This window comes from Cellulomonas sp. ACRRI, from assembly GCF_022346185.1.
In the GTDB taxonomy this organism is placed as follows: Bacteria; Actinomycetota; Actinomycetes; order Actinomycetales; family Cellulomonadaceae; genus Cellulomonas.
This window is the reverse complement of record NZ_JAKRMS010000075.1, coordinates 1-22,218: the sequence shown is the minus strand read 5'-3', so window position 1 is coordinate 22,218 and position 22,218 is coordinate 1. Positions and strand designations below refer to the sequence as shown.

Below are 22,218 nucleotides of genomic sequence, written 5' to 3'. Positions count from 1 at the left end.
CTGTCCGGCCACCGCCTGACCGGCACCGCCCGCACCCCGGCGCCGGGGTGCGGGCGGCGCCGGGGTGCGGGCGGTGCCGGTCAGGCGGTGGCCGGACAGCGGTCGAGCGCGTCGAGCGCCTGCTGCCGCGTCGTCGCCCCCGACAGCCGGCCGCGGACGACGCCGGCGCCGTCCAGCACGAGCACGGTCGGGGTGCGCAGCACGTCGAACCGGCGCACCAGGTCCAGGCGGTCCTCCGCGGCGACCTCGACGTGGGCGACGCCGCCCCGCTCGCCGGCCAGGGCGCCCAGCACCACGGCGGTGCTGCGGCACGGGGCGCACGCCTCGGACGACAGCTGCAGGAACGTGGCCTCGGCCCCGAGCGGCGCGCCCAGGTCGTCGGCGGTCAGCCGGCCGGCGGAGTCGGCGGCGCCGCGGACGGCGACGAACCGGCCGTTGCGGGAGCGCCAGAGCAGGCCGGCGGCGACGGCGACCGCGAGCACGCCGAGGACGAGCAGGACGCGCAGCCCCATGCCCACCCCCGGGTCGCGGCGCGGGTGCGCCCGGCGGGCGACCCGGTCGTCAGCCGACGATGACGCGGCCGACGACGTAGACCAGGATGCCGGTGACGGCGACGGGCAGGACAGCGACCGCCCACCCCGCGAGACGATGTTCCAGGGTCGGCAGCCGGTCGAACAGGGCGTCGCCCGCGGCCACCAGGACGCCGATCGCGGCGCCGAGGAGCCCGCCCGACAGCAGCCCGACGGTCGGCAGCGCCGCGCCGGCGACCAGGCCGCCCGCGACGGCGGCGCCGAGCGTGGCGCCGGCGCCGGCCCAGCCGCGCAGGGGCAGGGCGGTGACGGCGGACCCGACCGCCAGGGCGACCGCCCCGGTCACGACGACGGCGTCCCCGGCGGCGGTGCGCTCGGCGGCGAGCCAGCCGGCCGCGCAGACCGGCACCAGGGCGCCGGCGACGGTGCCGGCGACCGACTCCACCAGCCGCTCGCGGCCGTCCCGCCGCACGAGCTCCGCCACGAAGGCGGCGAGCACCGCACCCGCGAACACCGCGGGCACGTCGCCCAGCAGCGGCTCGGTCGCGGTCACGTGCACGACCACGACGGCCGCGAGGCCCGCCAGCCCGATCACGACCCCGCTGCCGACGGGCGCGGGCAGCCCCGCCACCCGGGGCCAGCCGACCGCGAGGACGGCGGTGAGGACGACCAGCAGCGCGGCCAGGACGACGCCGTCCCGGCCGGCCAGCGAGACGCCCCCGAGGACACCGGCGACAGCGACGAGCGTCGCCAGGACGGCCGTGGTCACGGCGCGGTTCGAGGCGGGCACGGGCGCCATCCTCGCATCCCCGGGCCCCGCCCCCGGCATCGGCCGGCGCGCGACCCGCGTCGGGGCCCGCCCCGGGGCGTCGCCCGCTTGTACCACCGTCGTGTGTCACGCACGCGCCGTCTGACGTGACATCCGAGGGGTACCGTGTCCCCCAATTCGGACCGGAGGGGGGTCGCTGCGTGGCCGACCTGCTGCTGCTCACGCCCGCGTCGGGGGGCTCGTCCCAGGTGCTCCCCGCGCTCGGCCTGCTGTCCCACCGCGTGCGGGTGCTGCCCGTGGAGCCCTCGGCCCTCGTGGACGCCCCGGACGCCGACATCGTCGTGCTCGACGCGCGCCGCGACCTGGTGACCGCGCGCACGACGTGCCGGCTGCTGCGCGCCACCGGCCTCACCGTGCCGCTGGTGCTGGTGCTGACCGAGGGCGGCCTCACGGTCGTCACCGCGGAGTGGGGCGCCGACGACATCGTGCTGGAGAACGCGACGCCCGCCGAGGTCGAGACCCGGTTCCGCCTCGTCATCGAGCGCGCCGCACGGTCCTCCTACGACGACCAGCCGCAGGAGATCTCCTCCGGCGAGCTCATGATCGACGCCGGCGGGTACACCGCCCGGCTCCGCGGCCGCCCGCTCGACCTCACCTACAAGGAGTTCGAGCTGCTCAAGTACCTGGTGCAGCACCCGGGCCGCGTGTTCACCCGGGCCCAGCTGCTCCAGGAGGTGTGGGGCTACGACTACTACGGCGGCACCCGCACGGTGGACGTCCACGTCCGGCGCCTGCGCGCGAAGCTCGGGCCCGAGCACGAGCAGCTGATCGGCACGGTGCGCAACGTCGGCTACCGGTTCGACCCGCCGAAGGACCGGCGCTCGGCCGACAGCAGCCCGACCTCGCCCGCCGAGGTCGCCGCAGACGCCTGACCGGCGTCCACCACCTACGGAGGGCCGCGGCCGTCGCCCGCGCCCAGCGGGCGCCGTCACGATGGCGGGATGACCCCGCTGACCTGGGTGCTGTCCGGCCTGTCCGCCGTCGTGCTCGTCGGTACCCTCGCCCGGCTGCGGCACCGCGCGCGTCCCGGGCGCCCGGCGCGCTGGCTGCTGGTCGCGACCACCGACCCCGCGGTCGGCGCGCGCACGGTCGAGGAGGCCGCCCGCGACCCCGACGCGGCCGCGGACGAGCTCGACGCCGGAACCGGCTCGCCCTGACGATCGTCGACCTCGCCGGTACGATCGTCCGCGGTGTGCCGGGAAGCCTGGTCGGCGTCCCCGTCGTCGACCCCACGGAGAGCCGCCCGTGCCCCACTCCCCCGCACCCGCCCGCCAGCCGCGCGAGCCGCAGGCCCCGCGCAGCCTGTTCGGCCCCCTGTCCCCGGGCGGCCTCGCGAACCTGCTCGACACGCTGCGCGCCGAGCGCACCGGCGGCCTGCTGCTGCTCGCGGGCGCCGTCGTCGCGCTGCTGTGGGCGAACTCGCCGTGGTCGGCGTCCTACACGGCGCTGTCGGACACGGTCGTCGGCCCGGCGGCCCTGCACCTCGACCTCAGCCTCGCGTCGTGGGCGACGGACGGGCTGCTCGCGATCTTCTTCTTCGTGGTCGGCGTGGAGCTCAAGCGGGAGGTCGTCGACGGCGAGCTGCGCCGCCCCCGGACCGCGCTGGTGCCCGTCGTCGCCGCCGTCGGCGGGATGGCCGTCCCGGCGCTGCTGTACCTGCTGGTCACCGCCTCGGCCGGCGACGGGGCGACCCGGGGCTGGGCGGTGCCGACCGCGACGGACATCGCGTTCGCCGTCGCCGTGCTCTCGGTGGTCGGCCGCAGCCTGCCGGCGTCGCTGCGGGCCTTCCTGCTGACGCTCGCGGTGGTCGACGACCTGCTCGGCATCGTCGTCATCGCCGTGGTCTACACCGACGGGCTGCACCTGGTGTGGCTCGCCGCCTCCCTCGTCGCGGTCGCGGCGTTCGCGCTGCTGGTCCGGGTCCGCCGCCCCGGCGTCGCCGGGCACGCCGCCCTCGTGGTGCTGGCCGTGACCGCGTGGGCGCTCATGCACGCGTCCGGGGTGCACGCGACCATCGCCGGGGTGCTGCTCGGCCTCACCGCGCCGGCGCTGGCCCGCCCGGGTGAGGCGTCGAGCGTCGCCGAGCGGCTCGAGCACCGCTGGCGCCCCGTGTCCGCGGGGTTCGCGGTCCCGGTGTTCGCGCTGTTCGCGGCCGGGGTGCCGCTGTCCGGCGGGGCGCTCGCCGACGCCGTCCGGGACCCGGTGGCGCAGGGCGTCGCGCTCGGCCTGGTGGTCGGCAAGCCGCTCGGCATCCTGGCGGCGACGTGGCTGGTCGCGCGGTTCACCCGCGCGGCCCTGGCCCCCGACCTGCACTGGCGGGACGTGGGGGCCGTGGGGCTGCTCGCCGGCATCGGGTTCACGGTCTCGCTGCTGATCGGCGAGCTCGCCTTCGGGGCCGGCAGCGCCCACGACGAGCACCTCAAGGTGGCGATCCTGCTGGCGTCGACGACCGCCGCGGTGCTCGGCGGCGCGGCCCTCGCGGCACGCGACCGGGCGCACCGGTCCCGCCGGACGGGGGCCGGGACGCGGTAGGTTCGGCGTCGATGACCGTCGACTCCGCCGCCCTCCTGCTCGACGGCCCGTGGCGGCACCACTTCGTGCCGGCCAACGGCTCCCGGTTCCACGTGGCCGTCGCGGGACCGGACGACCGGGACGCCCCGCTGGTGGTGCTGCTGCACGGGCTCCCCGAGCTGTGGTGGGCGTGGCGCCACCAGCTGCCCGCCCTCGCCGAGGACGGGCACCGCGTCGTCGCCATGGACCTGCGCGGCACCGGCGGCTCCGACAAGCCGCCGAGCGGCTACGACGTGCCGACGCTCACCCGCGACGTCGCCGGCGTCGTCCGCTCGCTGGGCTGCGACCGCGCCGTCGTGGTCGGGCACGGCGTCGGCGGGGGCGACGTGGCCTGGGCGATGCCGGCCTACCACCCCGGGCTCACCCGGGGCGTGGCCGTGCTGTCGTCGCCGCACCCGCTGACCCGCCGGGCCGACCCGCGGTCCGGGCTCCGCGCCCGGGCCACCCGCCGGATGGCCGAGATCCAGGCCCCGTACCTGACGGAGCGCGCGATGACCCGCGGCGACCTCGTCGCGCGGCTGCTGCGCGAGTGGGGCGGCCCGCGCTGGCCGGACCCCGCCGCGCTCGCCCTGTACCGCCGGGCGGCCCAGGTCCCGTTCGCCGCCCACTCCGCGCTCGAGCAGGTCCGCTGGCTGTACCGGTCGGGCGTGCGCGCGGACGGGCGCCGGCACGCGGTCGCGCTGCGGGACGCCGAGCCCGTGCCGACCCTGCAGGTGCACGGCGGGTCGGACGGCTGCTACACCGTCTCCCGGGCGATGGCCCACGGGTCGGTCGCGCGCCGGCTGGGGCCGCACTACCGGTTCGAGATGCTGTCCGGCGCCGGCCACTACCTCCCGGAGGAGGAGCCCGCGCGGGTCACCGCGCTGCTGCGCGACTGGCTCCACGAGCTCGCCTGACGCCGCCGCCGCTGCTCCGTCCTCCTCGGAACCGCACGCCCGGCGGGGGTCAGGCGCCCGGGTCCGCCGGCGCCGGGACGGGCGGGGCCCCGACGCGCACGAGCGCCGACGGGCAGTCCCGGGTGACCGGGCAGGTGGCGCAGTCCGGCCGCCGGGCGTGGCAGGTGCGCCGGCCGTGGAAGATCAGCCGGTGGCTGAGCAGCGTCCACTCCGCGCGCGGGATCAGCGCGGCGATGTCCTGCTCGACCTTGACGGGGTCCTCCTCGGTCGTCCAGCCCAGCCGCCGGGCGAGGCGGCCGACGTGGGTGTCGACGGTGATCCCGGGCACGCCGAACGCGTCGCCGAGCACGACGTTGGCCGTCTTGCGGCCGACGCCCGGCAGCGTGACCAGGTCGTCGAGCCGGGGCGGCACCTCGCCGTCGAACCGCTCGACGAGCGCGCGGCCCAGGCCCTGCAGCGAGCGGGCCTTGGCGCGGAAGAACCCGGTCGGCCGGATCAGCTCCTCGAGCTCCGCGGGGTCGGCCCCGGCGTAGGCCGCGGCGTCCGGGTAGCGGGCGAACAGGGCCGGGGTGACCTGGTTGACGCGCACGTCGGTGGTCTGGGCGGACAGCACCGTCGCGACCAGGAGCTCCAGCGGTGAGCGGAAGTCCAGCTCGCACCGGGCGTCGGGCCAGCGGACCGCGAGCGCGCGGTTCACCCGGCGCGCGCGGCGGACCAGCGCGACCGGCGGGCGGGCCGCGGTCGCCTGCTGCCGGTCACCGGCCGGGGCAGGACTCATGCCGCCAGCGTAGGTCCCCCCGGGGGACAACGGTTGCTCTGGGCGAGTGACCGGGACTTGATCACATGACCAACTTCTCAAGTCAGGCACACCTCACGTCGAAAGACGGGGGGACGCGACCTGTGGCCGTACGGGTCGTCCGAGAGAGTGGGCGGACCGCATGACCCTGGCCGGCACGGCTGACCAGCTCGTCGAGCTGCGCCGGCAGCGCGGTGCGCTGCGCCTCGAGCACCAGCACGTCGTCCGCTGGCGGCGCCTGGTCCGCGACCGCCTGGAGCTCGCCGTCGCCGCCGCCGCACCGCCCGAGGCCCCCGGCGGGTGCCCGGACGTGCGCAGCGTCCTCGGACCGGACGCGGCCGACGTGCCGCCGGCCGCGGAGCTCGCCGCGGCCGTGCGGGGCGCGCTCCCGATCGCCGAGGTGCACGAGCTGCCGCGGCTGCGCGACCTGGACATGCGCCTCGCGCGCTACGAGATGCGGCTGGAGGACGCCCTGCGGCGCCTCACCGACCGGTACATCGACCGGCTCGCCCGGGACGTCACCGAGGGGGGCGTCGACGCGCTCCGCCGTCCTGCCGGCGCCTGATGAGGCAGACTGAGGGGCGTCACATCCCGGCAAGAAGGTGAGGTTCCTCCCGTGGAGGACGACGTCGTGCTCACGGCGCCCCTGTTCGCGAACATGGACCCCGAGGCGTCCCGGACGCTGCTCGCGTCGATGGCGCCCGTGCACGTCGCCCGCGGCGAGGTGCTGTTCCACGAGGGCGAGCCGGGCGACCGGCTCTACGTGATCCGCTCCGGCAAGATCAAGCTCGGCCGCCGCTCCACCGACGGCCGGGAGAACCTGCTCGCGGTGCTCGGCCCCGGCGAGATGTTCGGCGAGCTGTCGCTGTTCGACCCGGGCCCCCGCACCGCCACCGCCACCGGCCTCGCCGACGCCGTGGTGCTCGAGCTCGGCCACCACGACCTGATCCCGTGGCTGGAGCAGAACCCCACCGTCGCCAAGCACCTGCTGGGCGCGCTCGGCCGCCGGCTGCGCCGCACCAACGACGCCCTGGCCGACCTGGTGTTCTCGGACGTCCCGGGCCGCGTCGCCAAGGCGCTGCTGGACCTGTCGCACCGCTTCGGGCAGCAGACCGACGAGGGCGTCCGCGTCGCGCACGACCTCACGCAGGAGGAGCTCGCGCAGCTCGTCGGCGCGAGCCGCGAGACCGTGAACAAGGCGCTCGCCGACTTCGCCGCCCGCGGCTGGGTCCGGCGCGAGGGCCGGGCGATCGTGCTGCTCGACGTCGACCGCCTGGAGCGCCGCGCGCGCTGACGCGCCGCACCGGCCGCACCGACGACGACGGCCCGCACCCTCGCCGGGGTGCGGGCCGTCGGTGCGTCGTGGCTCAGGCCCCCGGGGCGAGCTCGACGACGATCTCGACCTCGACCGGCGAGTCCAGCGGCAGCACCGCGACGCCGACGGCGGACCGCGCGTGCACGCCCGCCTCGCCGAACACCTCGTGCAGCAGCGTGCTGGCGCCGTTGATCACGCCGGGCTGGCCGGTGAACGCCGGGTCGCTCGCGACGAAGCCGACGACCTTGACCACCCGGACGACGCGGTCGAGGTCCCCGACCAGCGACGCGACGGCGGCGACCGCGTTCAGCGCGGCGGTGCGGGCGAGGTCCTGGGCCGTCTCCGGCGACACCTGCCCGGGGCCGGTGCCGACCTTGCCCGTGACGGGCAGCTCGCCGGCGACGAACGGCAGCTGGCCGGACGTGTGGACGTGGTCGCCCGTGCGGACGGCGGGGACGTAGGCGGCGACGGGCGCGGCGACCTGCGGCAGCTCGATGCCGAGCTCCGCGAGCCGCGCGACGACGGCGCCGGTCACTTCTCGCCCGTGGGGCGCTTGAGGTAGGCGACGAGCCCGGTCTCGGACTGCAGGACCTGGACGAGCTCCCAGCCGTCCTGACCCCACTGGTCGAGGATCGCCTTGGTCGCGTGGACGATGAGGGGGACGGTCGCGTACTCCCACGTAGTGGTGGCCATGGCGCCACCCTAGCCGTGCCCCGTGCGCCCCCGTCAGGCGCGCGTCACGTGCCGACCGCGGCGGCCTGCTCGGCCGGCTCCGAGCCGACGAGCTCGTCGTACCAGGACTCGACCTCGGGCCTCCGGCGCCGCAGCGCGCGCCGCTCCCGCTCGGTCATCCCGCCCCACACGCCGAAGTCGGCGCGCGAGTCGAGGGCGTCGGCGAGGCAGAGCAGCCGGACCGCGCACCCCCCGCACACGGCCCGGGCGTCGCGCTGCGCGGCGCCCTCCACGAACAGCGCGTCGGGCGCCACCCTCCCGGCGCCGCACTTCGCGTTCGCCGTCCAGTGCCCGTCGGGCCCTGCGATCGTCATCGAGTCGTCCCTACTGTCCCCTGCGAACGGGACAGCACCGCCCGCGGACCGTCGTGCGCGACGGTCCGGTGCGGCAGTCCCCCCTGCTGCGCCCGACCGTATCGGGTGGATTCGCCCCGTCGCATCCTCCGTTCGGGTTGTTGCACCCGGTCGGCCAGCGCGGGCTCGGGTGTGCAGGTACGGTGCAGGTCCCCACGGGCGCTGTGGACGACCGGCGGGCGTCGGGGCTGCTCCCGTACCCTGGCGGGCATGGCTCCCACCCCCACGCCGCGCGGGCGGCAGGTCACCGTCGTGCAGGCGCTGGCGCTGCTGCTCGCCTTCGTGCTGACCGCCGGCGTCGGCGGCCTGCTCACCGCCGGGCTCGTGCTGCCGACCGTCGCCGTCGCGAACACCGCGACCGACCTGAGCGTCGAGGCGTTCGAGGACCTGCCGTCCGAGCTCAAGCCGGGCCCGCTGTCCGAGAAGTCGGTGATGCTGGCCAACGACGGCACCACGGTCCTCGCGGAGTTCTTCTCGGAGAACCGGATCGTCGTGCCGCTGGAGCAGGTGTCGGTGCAGATGCAGAACGCGGTGGTGGCGACGGAGGACAAGCGCTTCTACCAGCACGGGGGGATCGACCCGGCCGGCATGGTGCGCGCGCTGGTGAAGAACCAGTTCAGCGACTCCACCCAGGGCGCCTCCACGCTGACCCAGCAGTACGTCAAGAACGTCCTGATCGAGACGGCGGTCCGCGAGGGCGACCTCGCCGCGGCGCAGGAGGCCCGCGAGGCGGACGGGCCCGAGGGCTACGCACGCAAGCTGCGCGAGGCCAAGCTCGCCATCGCCCTCGAGAAGACGATGACGAAGGACCAGATCCTCAACAACTACCTGAACATCGCCCAGTTCGGGGTCGCGACGTACGGCGTGGAGTCCGCCGCGCTGCGGTACTTCAGCAAGCACGCCGCCGACCTCACCTACCTCGAGGCCGCGACGATCGCCGGCATCACGCAGAGCCCGACCGCGTACGACCCGGTGCGGAACCCCGAGGCGTCCCAGGGGCGGCGCGACATCGTGCTGCGGCTGATGAACGAGCAGGGCTACATCACGCAGGAGGAGTACGCCGCCGGCGTCGCGACGCCGATCGCGGACACCCTGCACGTGAGCGAGGCCCAGAGCGGCTGCATGGCCGCCGGCAACGTGGTCCAGGGCTCCGGCTACTTCTGCGACTACGTCACCCAGGTCATCCGCAACGACCCGGCGTTCGGCGCGACCGCGGAGGAGCGCGAGGAGCGGCTGCTCCGCGGCGGCCTCACCATCACGACGACCCTCGACCCGCGGATCCAGACGATCGCGGACACCCAGGTCAAGGCGACCGTCCCGGTCGACGACCCGACCGGCGTCGGCTCGGCGATGTCGGTGGTCGAGCCGGGCACGGGCCAGATCAAGGCGATGGCCCAGAACCGGAACTTCAACAACACCGCGGACGCGAGCGGTCGGGACTCGTCGGTCAACTACAACACGTCGTACTCGTACGGCGGATCCGGCGGGTTCATGCCCGGGTCGACGTTCAAGCCGTTCACGCTGCTCGAGTGGCTCAAGCAGGGCCACAACCTCAACGAGAGCGTCAACGGCACCGCCCGCACGCTCAACACGAACCAGTTCACCGCGTGCGGGTCCCGCTACCCGAGCCAGACCTGGCCCGTGGGCAACGCCGAGGGCGGCGCGGGCATGATGAGCGTGATGGCCGCGACGCAGGGCTCGGTGAACCTCGCCTACCTGTCGATGGCGATGCAGCTCGACCTGTGCAACATCATGGAGGGCGCCAAGCAGCTGGGCGTGACCAGCTCGAACCAGGGCGCCGAGGGCCAGGCCATCGAGCCCAAGCCCTCCAACGTCCTCGGCTCGGGCGTGACCAGCCCGCTGGCGCTCGCCGGGGCCTACGCGGCGTTCGCCTCGGGCGGCGTCTACTGCACCCCGATCGCGATCACGAACGTGAAGGACGCCGACGGCGCGGACCTCCCGATCCCCGACGCCGGCTGCCACCAGGCCATCGACCCGAACGTCGCCGCCGGCATGAACGAGGCGATGAGCAACGTCTGGAACGGCACCGGCAAGTCGATCGGCCGGCCGTCGTTCTACACCGCCTCCGGCAAGACGGGCACGACCACCCGCAACGAGCACACCTGGTTCGCGGGCTACACGCCGCGGCTGGCGTCGATCGTGTGGGTCGGCTACCCGGACCGCAACGAGCCGATGCAGAACATCCGGATCAACGGGAAGTACGCCCGGTACGCGTACGGCGCGACCTACGCCGGCGTCACCTGGAAGAACTTCATGGACGAGGCGCTGAACGACGGCCAGGAGAACCCCGGCTTCGCGGCGCCGACGAGCGACCTCCGGTTCGGCCGCGCGGTCCCGATCCCCTCCGTGGTCGGCCAGGACCAGAACACGGCGATCGCCACGCTGCAGAACGCCGGCTTCTCCGCGACCGTCGGCGGCACGACCGCCTCCGACATCACGCCCGGCTCCGTCGTGAGCCAGAGCCCGTCGGGCAGCGCGCCGGCCGGCAGCTCCATCACGCTGACGCTCTCCAGCGGTCCGGGGGCGCCGGCGGGCGGCGACGGCGGGGGCGGGGGCGGCAACCCCGGGAACGGCGGCGGCAACCCCGGCGGCGGGAACAACGGCAACGGGAACAACGGCGGATGACCCACCCCGTCGCCCGTGCCCTGGGCGGCGCCGCGCTCGCCGGCGCCGCCGCGCTCGCCTGGGGCACGCTCGTGGAGTCCCGCTGGTACGCGCTGCGCGAGGTCACCGTCCCGGTGCTCCCGCACGGCCAGGACCCGCTGCGCGTCCTGCACCTGTCCGACCTGCACCTCACGCCGGGCCAGCACCGCAAGGTGGACTGGGTCCGCGACCTCGCGTCGCTCCGCCCCGACCTGGTGGTGGACACCGGCGACAACTGGGCGCACCTCGACGCCATGCCCGCGCTGCTGCGCGCGCTGGAGCCCCACCTGGCCACGCCGGGCGCGTTCGTCTGGGGGTCGAACGACTTCTTCGCGCCGTCGCCCAAGAACCCGGCGCGGTACCTGCTCCCCGACGCGCGCACCCAGCCGCCGCGCCCGCCCGTCGAGCTGCCGTGGCGCGAGCTCGGCAACCGGTTCCGGTCCGCGGGCTGGGTCGACCTGACGAACCGCCGGGACGAGGTGAAGGTCGCCGGCCGGCGGATCTCCCTGGTCGGCACGGACGACGCGCACCTCGACCGCGACCGGTTCCCCGCGGCCGGCGGGCCCGACGACGTCCGCCCGGCCCCGGTCGTGGACGAGGCCGGTGTCGCGCGGGCCGGGCACGGCGACGTCGACCTGCACCTCGGCGTCACGCACGCGCCCTACCGCCGCGTGCTGGACGCCATGCACGACGACGGCGCCGACCTCGTGCTCGCCGGGCACACCCACGGCGGCCAGCTCGCCGTGCCCGGCTACGGCGCGCTCGTGACCAACTGCGACCTGCCCCGGGACCGGGCCAAGGGCCTGCACGGCTGGCCGGGCCCGCGCCCGGACGCGCGCGGCGGTGCCGGCTCGACCTGGCTGCACGTGTGCGGCGGGCTGGGCACCTCCCCGTACGCCCCGGTGCGGTTCGCGTGCCGGCCGGAGGCGACGCTGCTGACGCTCGTCGCGGCCTGAGACGCGACGCTGCTCACACTTGAGGTCCGGGGCGGTCCCTCGATTCACGACCACGGTCCCGCGTCGGCTATGCTGGGCGGGCTTCACCGGGGTGTGGCGCAGCTTGGTAGCGCGCCTCGTTCGGGACGAGGAGGTCGTGGGTTCGAATCCCGCCACCCCGACCGGTGAGAGATGACGAAGGCCCGGACCGCTCGGTCCGGGCCTTCGTCGTCCACCGTGCGCGCCTCGGCCCGCCGCGGACCCTGCGTCGGGGCCGCCGCGCGGTGTCAGCAGCCGACGTGCTGGTCGCGGCGGCCGTCGGGTCGATCGCTCGAGTGGTCCCGCACCCCCGGCCGGTGCTGGCCCGGCCCCTGCCGCTCCGCCGCGGCCGGGCGTCGGGCCGCGGCGAGGGCCTCCGTGGCGATCCGGAACCGGTCCCGTCCGGCCTGCTTGGCCCGGTACAGCGCGATGTCCGCCGCCGCGAGCGCGGAGGCCGCCGGAGTGCCGGGCGTGAGGAGCGCGATGCCGGCGGAGAACGTCACGCCGGTGCCCTCCTCGGCCCACTCCGCGCGCAGGGCGCGCAGCGTGTTCATGGCCTGCACCGGCTCGGTGCGCGGCAGGATCAGCACGAACTCCTCGCCGCCGTACCGGGCCGCGTAGTCGCGCCGTCGCAGGTGCTCGGCGAGCACGTGCCCGAACCGCTCCAGCACCAGGTCGCCGGCGGCGTGGCCGCGGGTGTCGTTGACGCGCTTGAAGTGGTCGAGGTCGGCGATGACGACGCAGTCGCCCGGGACGGCACCGGCCAGGCGCTCGTCGAGGTCCCGGCGGTTGCCGAGCGAGGTGAGGACGTCGGTCCGCGCGTCCGTGCGCAGCCGGCGCCGGATGTCGCGCTGGTACGCCGTCGCCAGCGCGATCACCTGGGCCGTGCCCCACCAGGTGACGGCGTAGATCAGGAGCCGCACCACGGCGTTGCCGTTCAGCGTCGTCGCCATCGCGGTGTACGCGCCGAAGGCCGCGGGCAGCAGCGCGAGCGCCGCGCGGCCCGGGTGGAACAGGCCCGCGTACACGAAGCACAGCGGGATCAGCCCGACGAAGGCGCTGGCGATGCCGGTGGTCGTGAGGCCGACCGCGCCGAGCGCGAGCAGGAGCGCCAGCGGGAAGGCGAGGGTGCCCCAGCCGTCGGCGTGCCAGCGCACCCGCAGGCTCAGCGCCACGAGCCCGAGCATCGCGCCGGAGGTCCCCGCGAGCACCGCGAGGCCGCGCCCGTCCACGCCGAGGCTCAACGCGCCGATGATCACGACGGCGCCGCCGAACAGCAGCAGCACCCGCCCGGCCGCCGCGGCGTTGCCGCCGGCGCGCGCCCACGCCGGGACGTGCTCCAGCAGCCGCACGACGACGGGCGCCTCGTGGGACGCCCGCCCGTGCGCGCGGCGACCGGTCGCGACAGGTGGCATACCGGGACCATCGGCGGGCCGGGCGCGGCACTTCAGGGAAAGGTTGAGATCTGCACCAGTTCTCGACGTGATCCCCAGCACGCTCCCAGGGACGCGGCCCGGCGGCGACGGGAGCGGCGGCTCAGCGCCAGCGGAACAGCCGCGCCGACAGGGGCACGAGCACGACCGTCCACCCCGCCATGACCAGCAGCTCGCGGGTGGGCACCGCGGCACCGACCCAGCCGTCGAGCATGGCCTGCGAGCCCGCCCCGAGCGGCGTCCACGCGGCGATCTGCTGGACGGCCTCGGGCATGATCGGCAGCGGCAGCCACACCCCGGCGAAGAACAGCGAGACGAAGTACACCGTCATGCCGATGCCGGTCGCGGCCCCCGCGGTCGGCGCGCGGGCGGCGATGAGGGACCCCACGCCGAACGTCGACGTCGCCGCCAGCAGGAATGCGGCGAGCACCACCCCGGGCCGCTCCGGCGCGCTCACGTCCACCACGAGCATCCCCACGGCGAGCGCGAGCACCGCTGCCACGAGCAGCGCCGCGACGTTCACCAGGACCTGGGCGACCAGGAGCCGCGACGGCGGCAGCGGGGTCGTGGACAGCCGGCGCAGCACGCCGGTGCCGCGGTAGGTGGCGATCGCGATCGGGTACACCGACAGCGCCACGGTGCCGACCGCGAGCGTGAGCACGACCGGGGTGTACCCGGTGATGCCGTTGATCTGCGCGAGCAGCGGGTCCTCCTCGCTGTACGGCGTCGACCCCCACGGCATGGCGAGGCCGAGCACGGCGAGCAGCACGGCCGGGAACAGGACGGCGAAGAACACGTTCGAGGGCTCGCGCAGCGCGAGCCGCCCCTCGACGGCGGTGACCCGGGCGAGGACCCGGGGGCTGGTCGCGGACATGTCAGGCCTCCACGCGGTCGGTCGGGGACGGGGTGGTGGCGGGGCGGGCTCCGCCGTCGGGGACGCCGGACGCGTCGACCGCGTCGGTGGCACCGCGCGCCGCCGTCAGCCGCACGAACGCGTCCTCCAGGGTGCTGCGGTGCACCCGCAGCTCGTCCGGCCGCACCCCCGCGCCGGCGAGCGCGACCATGACGTCCTGCACGACGTTCCCGGTGCCGCGGACGAGCACGCCGCCGTCGGGCGTGACCTCGACCGAGCCGACGGACCCGAGCCCCCCGAGACCGGCCGGGTCGACGGGGGCGGACGGCCGGAAGGTGAGCGTCTGGTCGGCGCCGACGAGCGCGGCCACCTGGGCCGGCGTGCCCTCGGCCACCACGCGTCCGGCGTCCACCAGCACGACCCGGTCGCACAGCCGCTCCGCCTCCTCCATGAAGTGCGTGACCAGCACGATCGTCACGCCTCGGCGACGCACCCGCTCGATCACGTCCCAGGTGTCCCGGCGGGCCTGCGGGTCGAGGCCGGTGGTGAGCTCGTCCAGGACCGCGATCTCCGGGTTGCCGACCAGGGCCAGCGCGATCGACAGCCGCTGCTTCTGGCCGCCGGACAGCGACCGGAACTGGCTGCCCGCCTTGTCCGCGAGGCCGAGCTCGCGCAGGAGCTCGTCCGGGTCCGCGGGGTCGTCGTAGAAGCAGGCGTACTCCTCGACCGCCTCGCGGACCGTGATCCGCAGCGGCAGCGCCGACTCCTGCAGCTGCAGCCCGACCCGCTCGCGCAGGGCGGCGCGGTCGGCGGCGGGTCCGGCCGGGTCGAGGCCGAGGACGCGGACAGTGCCGCCGTCGGGCTCGCGCAGGCCGCCGATCATCTCGACCGTCGTGGTCTTGCCGGCGCCGTTGCGGCCCAGCACGCCGACGATCTCGCCGCGGCGGACGGTCAGGCTGACGTCGGCGACCGCGACGGTGCGGCCGTACCGCTTGTGCAGGTGCTCCGCGTGGATCACGGGCTCGTCTCCGGGCATGGCGGGATCTCCTCCTCGCGTGGTGCGGGTGGGGCGGATCGTGCCGGGGGGAGTGCGGCGCGCCGCGGGGCGCGTCGGGTGGGCCGGGGTCAGCCGCGGCGCGGGGCCACGGACCGGCGGACGGCGATCAGGTGGAAGGCGACGGCCAGGGCCGCCGCCAGGACGGCCGCGACCACGGCCACGGCGAGCGGGGTGAGCTCCGCGGCGCGGGCGGCTCCGAGCAGGTCGGCGAACGGGAGCCAGCCGGCGCCCGCGTCGACGAGCGCGATCACGACGAAGACCGGTCCCACGGTCAGCGGCAGGGTGAGGGTGCCCCACCAGCCGCCCGCGGCGCCGTAGACGGTGCCGACCAGCACGCCGCTCAGGTTCGCGACCACGAAGGTCGCCACGTAGGCCAGCAGGACCGTGCCGAACCCCTCGTCCGGCGCGAACCAGCCGTCCTGGAGCCGCCAGCCCCAGCCCATCGCGCCGTACCAGGCGCGCTCGACCTCGAGCAGCAGGGACATGACCAGCGCGAACGCCGTCCCGAGCACCACCGCGGCGAGCAGCGCGCCGCGCACGTACGCCCGCCGCGTCATCCCGCTCGCGACGTGCACCGTCGGGTAGGTCGCGGCCACGCCGATCAGCACCGAGAACGGGAACCAGATGCCGCTCTGCCGCGCGAACCAGACGATGGACACCTCGACCGCGCCGAACCGGTCGACGACGAACGGCACGGCGACGACGGCCACCAGGACGATGGCCCAGTAGACCAGGCCCATCTGCACGAACCAGGCCAGCAGGTCCCGGGCGGTCCGCAGCGCGGGCGACGACCGCCGGGGCGGACGGGCCGGGAACAGCGGGCGGCCGCGCGCGACGTCGGCGCTCATCGGACCCTCCCCATCTCGGCGGCCGCCTCGGCGGCGCCGTCCTCGGTCAGGTGGACGACCAGGTCCTGCAGCGGGACGGGGCCGAGCTGGAGCCCCGCGGCGCGGGCGTCGGCGGCCTCGCCGTCGGACAGCGTCGCCAGGACGGTGGCCTGCGCGGTGCCGCCGAGCTGCTGCCGGCCGAGCACCGTGCGCCCGACGACGAACCGCTCCACCTCGCGCGCCGGCCCGGTCACCGCGATGCCGCGGGCGGTGAGCACGTCGGCCTCCTGGGCGAGCAGCACGCGCCCGCGGTCCAGGACGACGACGTGCTCCAGCAGCCGCTCGACCTCGTCGATCAGGTGGCTGGACAGCACGATGGTCCGCGGGTGCGCGATGTAGTCGGCCAGCAGCGCGTCGTAGAACGCGTACCGGGACGGGGCGTCGAGGCCGAGGTGCACCTCGTCGAGGATCGTCAGGTCGGCGCGGGACGCGATGCCCTGCACGATGCCGAACGCCGACCGCTGCCCGCGGGACAGCCGCTGCGGCTTGGCGCCGGGGTCGAGCTCGAAGGTGTCCATCAGCCGCTCGGCGACCTCCCGGGAGAAGCCGGGCCGGCACTCCTCGGTGAACTGGAGGTTGGTCCGCAGCGACTCGGTGTCCAGCACGTCGCCGCACTCGCGGACCAGCAGGACCCGGGGCAGCAGGTCCGCGTTCTCCCACGGGTCCTCGCCGCCGACCAGCAGCCGGCCGCCGTCGGGGCGGCGGAACGCGGCGGCGACCGACGCGAGCGTCGTCTTGCCGGACCCGTTGCGGCCGAGCAGCCCGGTGATCGAGCCCGCGGGGATCGCCACGTCGACGGCGTCGAGGGCGGTCTTCCGGCCGTGCCGCACGGTGAGGCCCCGCGCCTCCAGGCCGAGCGGGCCGGTCACGACGCCGCCCCGTCCCGCTCGGCTCCGCCCGCGGCGTGGGCCCGCAGCCGGGCCACCACGTCCTCGATCGGGATGCCGAGGGCGAGCGCCCGGTCGGCGACGGTGTCCACGGACTCGGCGAAGAACGTCTCCCGGCCCTCGGCGCGCAGCCGGTCCGGGGCGCCCGGGGCGACGAACATCCCGACGCCGCGGCGCTTGTACAGGATGCCGTCGTCGACGAGCCGGGCGAACGCCTTGGCGGCCGTGGCCGGGTTGATGCGGAAGGTGGTGGCGTACTGCGTCGTGCTCATCACCTGCTCCTCGGGCCGGAGGTCGCCGCGGAGGACGTCCTGGCGGATCTGGTCGGCGATCTGCACGTAGATGGGGTCGCGGCCGTCGAACACGGTCGGCCTCCTCTCGCGCAGCGGTTCAGTGGTTCGTTACTCCACTAATGAACCATAGAGCGCCGCTTACTCACAAGGGCCGACGGGGAACTTCGAACACGAACCACTTGCTTCTGGTTCGAAGCATCGGTAGGGTCCTCGATGTCGCTTCGAATCCGAAGCACGGAATCGACCGAGGAGTCACCATGAAGGCAGTGCGGTTCCACCAGACCGGCGGCGCGGACGTCCTGCGCTACGAGGACGTCGCGCTGCCGGAGCCCGGCGCGGGCGAGGTGCGGGTCCGGGTCGCCGGCTCGGCCTACAACCCGGCGGACGGCGGGATGCGTGGCGGGTTCCTGCCCATCCCGATCACGCTCCCCCACACGCCGGGCTACGACGTGTCGGGCACGGTCGACGCGGTCGGCGAGGGCGTGACCAGCCCGGCTGCGGGCGACGCCGTCGTGGGGTTCCTGCCCATGGCCGCGGACGGGTCGGCGGCCGAGTACGTCGTCGCCCCCGCCGAGGCCCTGGTGCCGGCGCCCACCCGCCTCCCGCTCGCCGACGCCGCCGGCCTGCCGTCCGTCGCGCTCACCGCCTGGCAGGCGCTGTTCGAGGCCGGCGGGCTCGCGGCCGGGCAGCGGGTGCTGATCAACGGCGCCGGCGGCCCGGTGGGTGGCTACGCCGTCCAGCTCGCCCACCGCGCCGGCGCGCACGTCGTCGCGACCGCGAGCCCGCGCAGCGCCGAGGCCGTCCGGGCCGCGGGCGCGGACGAGGTCGTCGACCGCACGACCACCTCGCTGCTCGACGCCGTCACCGAGCCCGTCGACGTCCTGGTGAACCTGGCGCCGATCACGGCGGACGACTTCGCCGCCCTGGCCGGCCGGGTCCGCGACGGCGGCGTGGTCGTCTCCACCACCCCGCGGGTGCCGACCCCGGACGACCCGGCGCGCGGCGTCCGGGCCGTCACGGTCTACCTGCACCCCGACGCCGACGTGCTGCGGCAGCTGGTCGCCCTGGTCGACGCCGGCGACCTCCGCGTCGACATCGCCCGGCGGGTGCCGCTGGCGGACCTGCCGACGCTGCACGCCGAGGCCGACGCCGGGCGGGTGCACGGCAAGGTCGTGGTGGTCCCGCCGGCCGCCTGAGGCGACGCCCGGCACGACGGCGGAGGGCCCGCCACCGGCTCCCGGAGGAGCGGGCGGCGGGCCCTCGCGCGAGCGGTGCCGTCAGGCGGTCGCGGCGCCCAGGCGGGCGGCCAGCAGCTCCGCGATCTGCACGGCGTTCAGCGCCGCACCCTTGCGCAGGTTGTCGTTCGAGACGAACAGCGCGAGGCCGCGGCCGTCGGGTGCGCCCGGGTCCTGCCGGATCCGCCCGACCAGCGACGGGTCGGCCCCCGCGGCCTGCTGCGGGGTGGGCACGTCGGCGAGCTGCACGCCCGGCGCGTCCGCGAGCAGCTCGTACGCGCGCTCCGGCGTGATCGGCCGGTCGAACTCCGCGTTGATCGACAGCGAGTGCCCCGTGTACACCGGCACCCGGACGCAGGTGCCGGACACCAGCAGGTCGGGGATGCCCAGGATCTTGCGGGACTCGTTGCGGAGCTTCTGCTCCTCGTCCGTCTCCAGGCTGCCGTCGTCCACCAGGTTGCCCGCGAGCGGGATCACGTTGAACGCGATCGGCGCGACGTACTTCCGCGGCTCCGGGAAGGTCACCGCGGAGCCGTCGTGCACCAGCGCGAGGGTGTCCTGCTCGACCGCCTCGCGCACCTGGTCGTCCAGCTCGCGCGCCCCGGCCAGGCCCGAGCCCGACACCGCCTGGTACGTCGACACCACCAGCCGGCGCAGCCCGGCCTCCTCGTGCAGCACCCGGAGGACCGGCATCGCGGCCATCGTGGTGCAGTTCGGGTTCGCGACGATGCCCCGGGGGATCTCGTCCAGCGCACCGGGGTTCACCTCGGACACGACCAGCGGCACGTCCGGGTCCATCCGCCAGGCGGAGGAGTTGTCGACCACGGTCGCGCCCGCGGCGGCGAACCGGGGCGCCTGCGCCGTCGACGTGGCCCCGCCCGCGGAGAACAGGGCGATGTCCAGGCCCGTCGGGTCGGCCGTGGCGGCGTCCTCGACCGTGATCTCCTCGCCGCGCCACGGCAGCGTGGAGCCGGCCGACCGCGCGGACGCGAAGAACCGGATCTCCGCCACCGGGAAGTCGCGCTCCTCGAGCAGGCGGCGCATGACCGCGCCGACCTGGCCGGTCGCGCCGACGACGCCGACCCGCAGGCCCTGGCTGTGCTCGCTCATCGTCCGGTCCCTCCGTACACCACGGCCTGCTCGTCGGCGCTGTCCAGCTCGAACGCCGTGTGCACCGCGCGCACCGCGTCGTCGAGCTGGTCCGCCCGGGTCACCACGGAGATGCGGATCTCCGAGGTCGAGATCATCTCGATGTTGATGCCGGCCTCCGACAGCGCGGCGAACAGCCGGGCGGAGACACCGGGGTGCGACTTCATGCCCGCGCCGATCAGCGACAGCTTGCCGATCGTGTCGTCGTACTGCAGCGACGTGAAGCCGATGTCGGGCTGGTGCTCGGTCAGCGCGGCCGTCGCGGCGGCGCCGTCCGTGGCGGGCAGCGTGAAGGAGATGTCGGTGCGGCCGGTCGCGGCCACCGAGACGTTCTGCACGATCATGTCGAGGTTGACCCCCGCCCCGGCGACGACCTCGAAGATGCGCGCGGCCTTGCCGGGCACGTCCGGGACGTCGACGATCGTGATCTTGGCCTCGCTGCGGTCGTGCGCGACGCCGGCGATGATCGGCTGCTCCATCGGTGCTCCTTCTTCCGTCGCGGCATCCGTCACCAGGGTGCCCGTGTGGGTCGAGAACGACGAGCGCACGTGCACGGGGACGCCGTACCGCCGTGCGTACTCCACGCAGCGCAGCACGAGCACCTTGGCGCCGCTCGCCGCCATCTCGAGCATCTCGTCGTAGGTGATGCGGTCGATCTTGCGGGCCGACGGCACGATGCGCGGGTCCGCGGTGAACACGCCGTCCACGTCGGTGTAGATCTCGCAGACGTCGGCGTGCAGGGCGGCGGCGAGCGCGACGGCCGTGGTGTCCGAGCCGCCGCGGCCGAGGGTGGTCACGTCGTTCGTGTGCTGGGTGACGCCCTGGAACCCGGCGACGATCGCCACCGCGCCCGAGTCGACCGCCTGCTGGATGCGGCTCGGCGACACGTCGATGATCCGGGCCTTGCCGTGCACGGAGTCGGTGATCACGCCCGCCTGCTGGCCGGTGAAGGACTGCGCCTCGACGCCCAGGTTGCTGATCGCCATCGCCAGCAGCGACATCGAGATGCGCTCCCCGGCGGTCAGCAGGATGTCCATCTCCCGCTGCGGCGGCAGCGGCGTGACCTGCTGCGCCAGGTCGATCAGCTCGTCGGTCGTGTCGCCCATCGCCGAGACGACGACCACCACGTCGTCGCCCGCGCGCTTGGCCTCCGCGATCCGCTTCGCGACGCGCTTGATGCTGTCGGCGTCGGCGACCGAGGAACCGCCGTACTTCTGCACGATGAGGGCCACGGGAGGAGCTTCCTGCTGCGGGATCGCGGGCGCCGGGCGGCGACCCGCCGGGGTCGGCGGAAGTCTAGGCCGCGGCGCGCCACCCACCCGCGCGGCGCCCGCATCGCGGGACCGTCAGAGCAGCTCGGCGCCGAGCCGCACGATCAGCACCGCGACCACCACCAGGAACACCACCCGGACGAACCCGCTCCCCCGGGCGACCGCGGTGCGGGCCCCGAGGTACGAGCCGGCGATGTTCGCGGCGCCGACCAGCAGCCCGAGCCGCCACAGCGGCGCGCCCTGGGCGGCGAACACCACCAGCGCGCCGAGGTTGGTGGCGGCGTTGACGATCTTCGCCTGCGCCGACGCCTCCAGGAACGCGTACCCGAGCACGCCGACCAGCGCGATCACCAGGAACGAGCCCGTGCCCGGTCCGAGCAGCCCGTCGTAGAACCCGATGCCGACGCCCAGCGCGAGCGCGACCAGCAGGTGGGTGCGGCCCTGCCAGCGCAGCGCCGTGGCGCGGCCGACCTGCGGGCGGGCCACGGTGTAGACCGCGACCGCGACCAGGGCGACCAGGATCACCGGCAGGAACACGTCCTCGGGCAGCAGCGACGCCAGCGCCGCTCCCCCGCCCGCGCCGACGAGGGCCGCGAGCGCCATCGGCCCCGCGGTCGCGAGCCCCGGCTGCACCCGCCGGTAGTACGTCACCGCGCTCACCGAGGTGCCCATGATCCCGGCGAGCTTGTTGGTCGCGAGCGCCTGCACCGGGCTGATGCCGGGCACCAGCAGGAGCGCCGGCAGCTGCACCAGCCCGCCCCCGCCCACGACGGCGTCGACCCACCCCGCGACGAACCCGGCCAGCACGAGGAGCAGCACGGTGCCGACCGTGAGCTCCAGGCCCGAGACCGTCACGCGGCAGGGGCGGTGCCGGGCCCCCGGTGCGCCGCGACGACCGCCGCGCCCGCGTGCCGGAGGGTCGCCGCGACCGCGGCCGCGCGCTCGGCCCCGCCGACGTACCCGGCGACCATCGCGCCGTCACGCAGCACGACGAGCTCCTCCGCCGCGCCGACCGGGTCCAGGAGCCCCAGGTCCGCCAGCAGGTCCGCCGCCGTGCCGACCATCCACCGCCGGTGCTCGGCCACGACCGCGCGGACCGGGTGGTCCGGGTCGGCGTACTCGGCGGCGGCGTTGATGAACGGGCAGCCGCGGAACCCCGGCCGGCAGGACTCCGCGCCCAGGCCCTCGGCGTAGCCGCGGAGCACCGCGCCGGCGTCGTCGGGGTGGACCGCGCGGACGGCGTCCACGGCCGCGCGCTCGGCGGCGGCGACCGCCGACAGCCAGGCCACGACCAGGGCGTCCTTCGTCGGGAAGTGCCGGTAGAACGTCACCTTGCTGACCCCGGCCTCGGCGATCACGCGGTCCGCGCTCACCGCGCGGATGCCGTCGGCGTAGAACAGCCCGGGGGGGGGGGGGGGGGGGGGGGGGGGGGGGGGGGGGGGGGGGGGGGGGGGGGCCCCCCCCCCCCCCCCCCCCCCCCCCCCCCCGCGGCC

Annotated in this window: 25 protein-coding genes and 1 tRNA gene; 10 read left to right on the top strand and 16 right to left on the bottom strand. The window is 75.7% G+C overall.

All coding sequences use genetic code 11. From position 1 onward, the window contains the following. Positions 1–80 precede the first annotated feature (80 nt). Positions 81–512, bottom strand: a complete 432-nt coding sequence (locus tag MHY85_RS13670) for a thioredoxin family protein (RefSeq protein ID WP_239197166.1) — start codon at positions 510–512, stop codon at positions 81–83. 49 nt (positions 513–561) lie between these two features. Beyond that, entirely contained in the window at positions 562–1,329 is a 768-nt protein-coding gene (locus MHY85_RS13665; RefSeq protein ID WP_255733297.1) for a hypothetical protein, read from the bottom strand. A 170-nt stretch (positions 1,330–1,499) separates the two neighbouring features. On the opposite strand from MHY85_RS13665, the gene MHY85_RS13660 reads away from it, so the two are divergent. The 4 genes from MHY85_RS13660 to MHY85_RS13645 all read left to right on the top strand — a co-directional run bounded on the left by MHY85_RS13660 (position 1,500) and on the right by MHY85_RS13645 (position 4,826). Next, a complete protein-coding gene (locus MHY85_RS13660) occupies positions 1,500–2,231 on the top strand; it encodes a response regulator transcription factor (RefSeq protein WP_239197162.1) in 732 nt (243 codons plus the stop codon). Positions 2,232–2,300: 69 nt separating this feature from the next. Beyond that, positions 2,301–2,516: a hypothetical protein gene (locus MHY85_RS13655; RefSeq protein WP_239197160.1), complete on the top strand. Its 216-nt coding sequence runs from the start codon at positions 2,301–2,303 to the stop codon at positions 2,514–2,516. An 88-nt stretch (positions 2,517–2,604) separates the two neighbouring features. Then, entirely contained in the window at positions 2,605–3,891 is a 1,287-nt protein-coding gene (nhaA, locus tag MHY85_RS13650) for a Na+/H+ antiporter NhaA (RefSeq protein ID WP_239197158.1), read from the top strand. Positions 3,892–3,902: 11 nt separating this feature from the next. Continuing rightward, entirely contained in the window at positions 3,903–4,826 is a 924-nt protein-coding gene (locus tag MHY85_RS13645) for an alpha/beta fold hydrolase (protein WP_239197156.1), read from the top strand. 49 nt (positions 4,827–4,875) lie between these two features. On the opposite strand, the gene nth is transcribed toward MHY85_RS13645, so the two are convergent. Then, positions 4,876–5,604, bottom strand: coding sequence for an endonuclease III (gene nth / locus MHY85_RS13640; RefSeq protein WP_239197154.1), 729 nt, complete (start codon positions 5,602–5,604; stop codon positions 4,876–4,878). 160 nt (positions 5,605–5,764) lie between these two features. On the opposite strand from nth, the gene MHY85_RS13635 reads away from it, so the two are divergent. Further along, complete coding sequence (locus MHY85_RS13635) at positions 5,765–6,187, top strand: hypothetical protein (RefSeq protein WP_239197152.1); 423 nt, start codon at positions 5,765–5,767, stop codon at positions 6,185–6,187. A 93-nt stretch (positions 6,188–6,280) separates the two neighbouring features. Continuing rightward, entirely contained in the window at positions 6,281–6,916 is a 636-nt protein-coding gene (locus MHY85_RS13630; RefSeq protein ID WP_187365291.1) for a Crp/Fnr family transcriptional regulator, read from the top strand. Between the two features lie 73 nt (positions 6,917–6,989). On the opposite strand, the gene MHY85_RS13625 is transcribed toward MHY85_RS13630, so the two are convergent. The 3 genes from MHY85_RS13625 to MHY85_RS13615 are packed head-to-tail and all read right to left on the bottom strand — an operon-like array spanning position 6,990 to position 7,983. Further along, on the bottom strand, positions 6,990–7,472 hold the full coding sequence (locus MHY85_RS13625; protein ID WP_239197150.1) for a RidA family protein: 483 nt from the start codon (positions 7,470–7,472) through the stop codon (positions 6,990–6,992). Next, positions 7,469–7,630 (bottom strand): DUF4177 domain-containing protein, encoded by a 162-nt coding sequence (locus tag MHY85_RS13620; RefSeq protein ID WP_146837291.1) that lies wholly within the window; start codon positions 7,628–7,630, stop codon positions 7,469–7,471. Before MHY85_RS13620 ends, MHY85_RS13625 begins: the two co-directional genes overlap by 4 nt. Positions 7,631–7,674: 44 nt before the next feature. Then, positions 7,675–7,983 carry a WhiB family transcriptional regulator gene (locus tag MHY85_RS13615; protein ID WP_239197148.1) on the bottom strand — a complete coding sequence of 103 codons (309 nt, stop codon included), beginning with the start codon at positions 7,981–7,983 and terminating at the stop codon, positions 7,675–7,677. A gap of 249 nt (positions 7,984–8,232) precedes the next feature. Between MHY85_RS13615 and MHY85_RS13610 the strand changes: the two genes are divergently transcribed. From MHY85_RS13610 to MHY85_RS13600, 3 genes are all read left to right on the top strand, one after another. Then, on the top strand, positions 8,233–10,668 hold the full coding sequence (locus MHY85_RS13610) for a transglycosylase domain-containing protein (protein WP_239197147.1): 2,436 nt from the start codon (positions 8,233–8,235) through the stop codon (positions 10,666–10,668). Continuing rightward, complete coding sequence (locus tag MHY85_RS13605; protein ID WP_239197145.1) at positions 10,665–11,642, top strand: metallophosphoesterase; 978 nt, start codon at positions 10,665–10,667, stop codon at positions 11,640–11,642. The genes MHY85_RS13610 and MHY85_RS13605 overlap by 4 nt, the downstream gene beginning before the upstream one ends. A gap of 87 nt (positions 11,643–11,729) precedes the next feature. Continuing rightward, a tRNA-Pro gene (locus MHY85_RS13600) sits at positions 11,730–11,803 on the top strand. A 105-nt stretch (positions 11,804–11,908) separates the two neighbouring features. Here the strand turns inward: MHY85_RS13600 and MHY85_RS13595 are convergent. From MHY85_RS13595 to MHY85_RS13570, 6 genes are all read right to left on the bottom strand, one after another. Beyond that, entirely contained in the window at positions 11,909–13,075 is a 1,167-nt protein-coding gene (locus MHY85_RS13595; RefSeq protein WP_239197143.1) for a GGDEF domain-containing protein, read from the bottom strand. A gap of 121 nt (positions 13,076–13,196) precedes the next feature. After that, a complete protein-coding gene (locus MHY85_RS13590) occupies positions 13,197–13,967 on the bottom strand; it encodes an ABC transporter permease (RefSeq protein ID WP_239197141.1) in 771 nt (256 codons plus the stop codon). 1 nt (position 13,968) lies between these two features. Next, on the bottom strand, positions 13,969–14,982 hold the full coding sequence (locus tag MHY85_RS13585; RefSeq protein WP_239197139.1) for an ABC transporter ATP-binding protein: 1,014 nt from the start codon (positions 14,980–14,982) through the stop codon (positions 13,969–13,971). An 89-nt stretch (positions 14,983–15,071) separates the two neighbouring features. After that, complete coding sequence (locus tag MHY85_RS13580; RefSeq protein WP_239197137.1) at positions 15,072–15,851, bottom strand: hypothetical protein; 780 nt, start codon at positions 15,849–15,851, stop codon at positions 15,072–15,074. Beyond that, positions 15,848–16,759 (bottom strand): ATP-binding cassette domain-containing protein, encoded by a 912-nt coding sequence (locus MHY85_RS13575; RefSeq protein ID WP_239197135.1) that lies wholly within the window; start codon positions 16,757–16,759, stop codon positions 15,848–15,850. The genes MHY85_RS13580 and MHY85_RS13575 overlap by 4 nt, the downstream gene beginning before the upstream one ends. Continuing rightward, positions 16,756–17,142: a GntR family transcriptional regulator gene (locus MHY85_RS13570; RefSeq protein ID WP_239197133.1), complete on the bottom strand. Its 387-nt coding sequence runs from the start codon at positions 17,140–17,142 to the stop codon at positions 16,756–16,758. The genes MHY85_RS13575 and MHY85_RS13570 overlap by 4 nt, the downstream gene beginning before the upstream one ends. A 185-nt stretch (positions 17,143–17,327) precedes the next feature. Here MHY85_RS13570 and MHY85_RS13565 point away from each other — a divergent pair, with 185 nt between their 5' ends. Then, positions 17,328–18,266, top strand: a complete 939-nt coding sequence (locus tag MHY85_RS13565) for an NADP-dependent oxidoreductase (RefSeq protein WP_239197131.1) — start codon at positions 17,328–17,330, stop codon at positions 18,264–18,266. Positions 18,267–18,347: 81 nt separating this feature from the next. On the opposite strand, the gene MHY85_RS13560 is transcribed toward MHY85_RS13565, so the two are convergent. The 4 genes from MHY85_RS13560 to MHY85_RS13545 all read right to left on the bottom strand — a co-directional run bounded on the left by MHY85_RS13560 (position 18,348) and on the right by MHY85_RS13545 (position 22,125). Next, on the bottom strand, positions 18,348–19,415 hold the full coding sequence (locus MHY85_RS13560; protein WP_239197129.1) for an aspartate-semialdehyde dehydrogenase: 1,068 nt from the start codon (positions 19,413–19,415) through the stop codon (positions 18,348–18,350). Then, on the bottom strand, positions 19,412–20,686 hold the full coding sequence (locus MHY85_RS13555) for an aspartate kinase (protein ID WP_239197127.1): 1,275 nt from the start codon (positions 20,684–20,686) through the stop codon (positions 19,412–19,414). The genes MHY85_RS13560 and MHY85_RS13555 overlap by 4 nt, the downstream gene beginning before the upstream one ends. A gap of 114 nt (positions 20,687–20,800) precedes the next feature. Further along, the gene (locus tag MHY85_RS13550; protein ID WP_239197125.1) at positions 20,801–21,580 is read right to left on the bottom strand and encodes a TSUP family transporter; all 780 of its coding nucleotides are present in this window, start codon (positions 21,578–21,580) and stop codon (positions 20,801–20,803) included. Further along, positions 21,577–22,125: a TetR/AcrR family transcriptional regulator gene (locus MHY85_RS13545; RefSeq protein WP_255733300.1), complete on the bottom strand. Its 549-nt coding sequence runs from the start codon at positions 22,123–22,125 to the stop codon at positions 21,577–21,579. Before MHY85_RS13545 ends, MHY85_RS13550 begins: the two co-directional genes overlap by 4 nt. Between the last annotated feature and the right edge of the window lie 93 nt (positions 22,126–22,218).

What these genes read in the sequence shown, in the direction of transcription:
- MHY85_RS13670 (WP_239197166.1), bottom strand. Translation starts at nt 512, where the DNA reads ATGGGGCTGCGCGTCCTGCTCGTCCTCGGCGTGCTCGCGGTCGCCGTC.
- MHY85_RS13665 (WP_255733297.1), bottom strand. Translation starts at nt 1,329, where the DNA reads ATGGCGCCCGTGCCCGCCTCGAACCGCGCCGTGACCACGGCCGTCCTG.
- MHY85_RS13655 (WP_239197160.1), top strand. Translation starts at nt 2,301, where the DNA reads ATGACCCCGCTGACCTGGGTGCTGTCCGGCCTGTCCGCCGTCGTGCTC.
- MHY85_RS13645 (WP_239197156.1), top strand. Translation starts at nt 3,903, where the DNA reads ATGACCGTCGACTCCGCCGCCCTCCTGCTCGACGGCCCGTGGCGGCAC.
- nth (WP_239197154.1), bottom strand. Translation starts at nt 5,604, where the DNA reads ATGAGTCCTGCCCCGGCCGGTGACCGGCAGCAGGCGACCGCGGCCCGC.
- MHY85_RS13635 (WP_239197152.1), top strand. Translation starts at nt 5,765, where the DNA reads ATGACCCTGGCCGGCACGGCTGACCAGCTCGTCGAGCTGCGCCGGCAG.
- MHY85_RS13630 (WP_187365291.1), top strand. Translation starts at nt 6,281, where the DNA reads ATGGACCCCGAGGCGTCCCGGACGCTGCTCGCGTCGATGGCGCCCGTG.
- MHY85_RS13620 (WP_146837291.1), bottom strand. Translation starts at nt 7,630, where the DNA reads ATGGCCACCACTACGTGGGAGTACGCGACCGTCCCCCTCATCGTCCAC.
- MHY85_RS13615 (WP_239197148.1), bottom strand. Translation starts at nt 7,983, where the DNA reads ATGACGATCGCAGGGCCCGACGGGCACTGGACGGCGAACGCGAAGTGC.
- MHY85_RS13610 (WP_239197147.1), top strand. Translation starts at nt 8,233, where the DNA reads ATGGCTCCCACCCCCACGCCGCGCGGGCGGCAGGTCACCGTCGTGCAG.
- MHY85_RS13605 (WP_239197145.1), top strand. Translation starts at nt 10,665, where the DNA reads ATGACCCACCCCGTCGCCCGTGCCCTGGGCGGCGCCGCGCTCGCCGGC.
- MHY85_RS13595 (WP_239197143.1), bottom strand. Translation starts at nt 13,075, where the DNA reads ATGCCACCTGTCGCGACCGGTCGCCGCGCGCACGGGCGGGCGTCCCAC.
- MHY85_RS13590 (WP_239197141.1), bottom strand. Translation starts at nt 13,967, where the DNA reads ATGTCCGCGACCAGCCCCCGGGTCCTCGCCCGGGTCACCGCCGTCGAG.
- MHY85_RS13585 (WP_239197139.1), bottom strand. Translation starts at nt 14,982, where the DNA reads ATGCCCGGAGACGAGCCCGTGATCCACGCGGAGCACCTGCACAAGCGG.
- MHY85_RS13580 (WP_239197137.1), bottom strand. Translation starts at nt 15,851, where the DNA reads ATGAGCGCCGACGTCGCGCGCGGCCGCCCGCTGTTCCCGGCCCGTCCG.
- MHY85_RS13565 (WP_239197131.1), top strand. Translation starts at nt 17,328, where the DNA reads ATGAAGGCAGTGCGGTTCCACCAGACCGGCGGCGCGGACGTCCTGCGC.
- MHY85_RS13560 (WP_239197129.1), bottom strand. Translation starts at nt 19,415, where the DNA reads ATGAGCGAGCACAGCCAGGGCCTGCGGGTCGGCGTCGTCGGCGCGACC.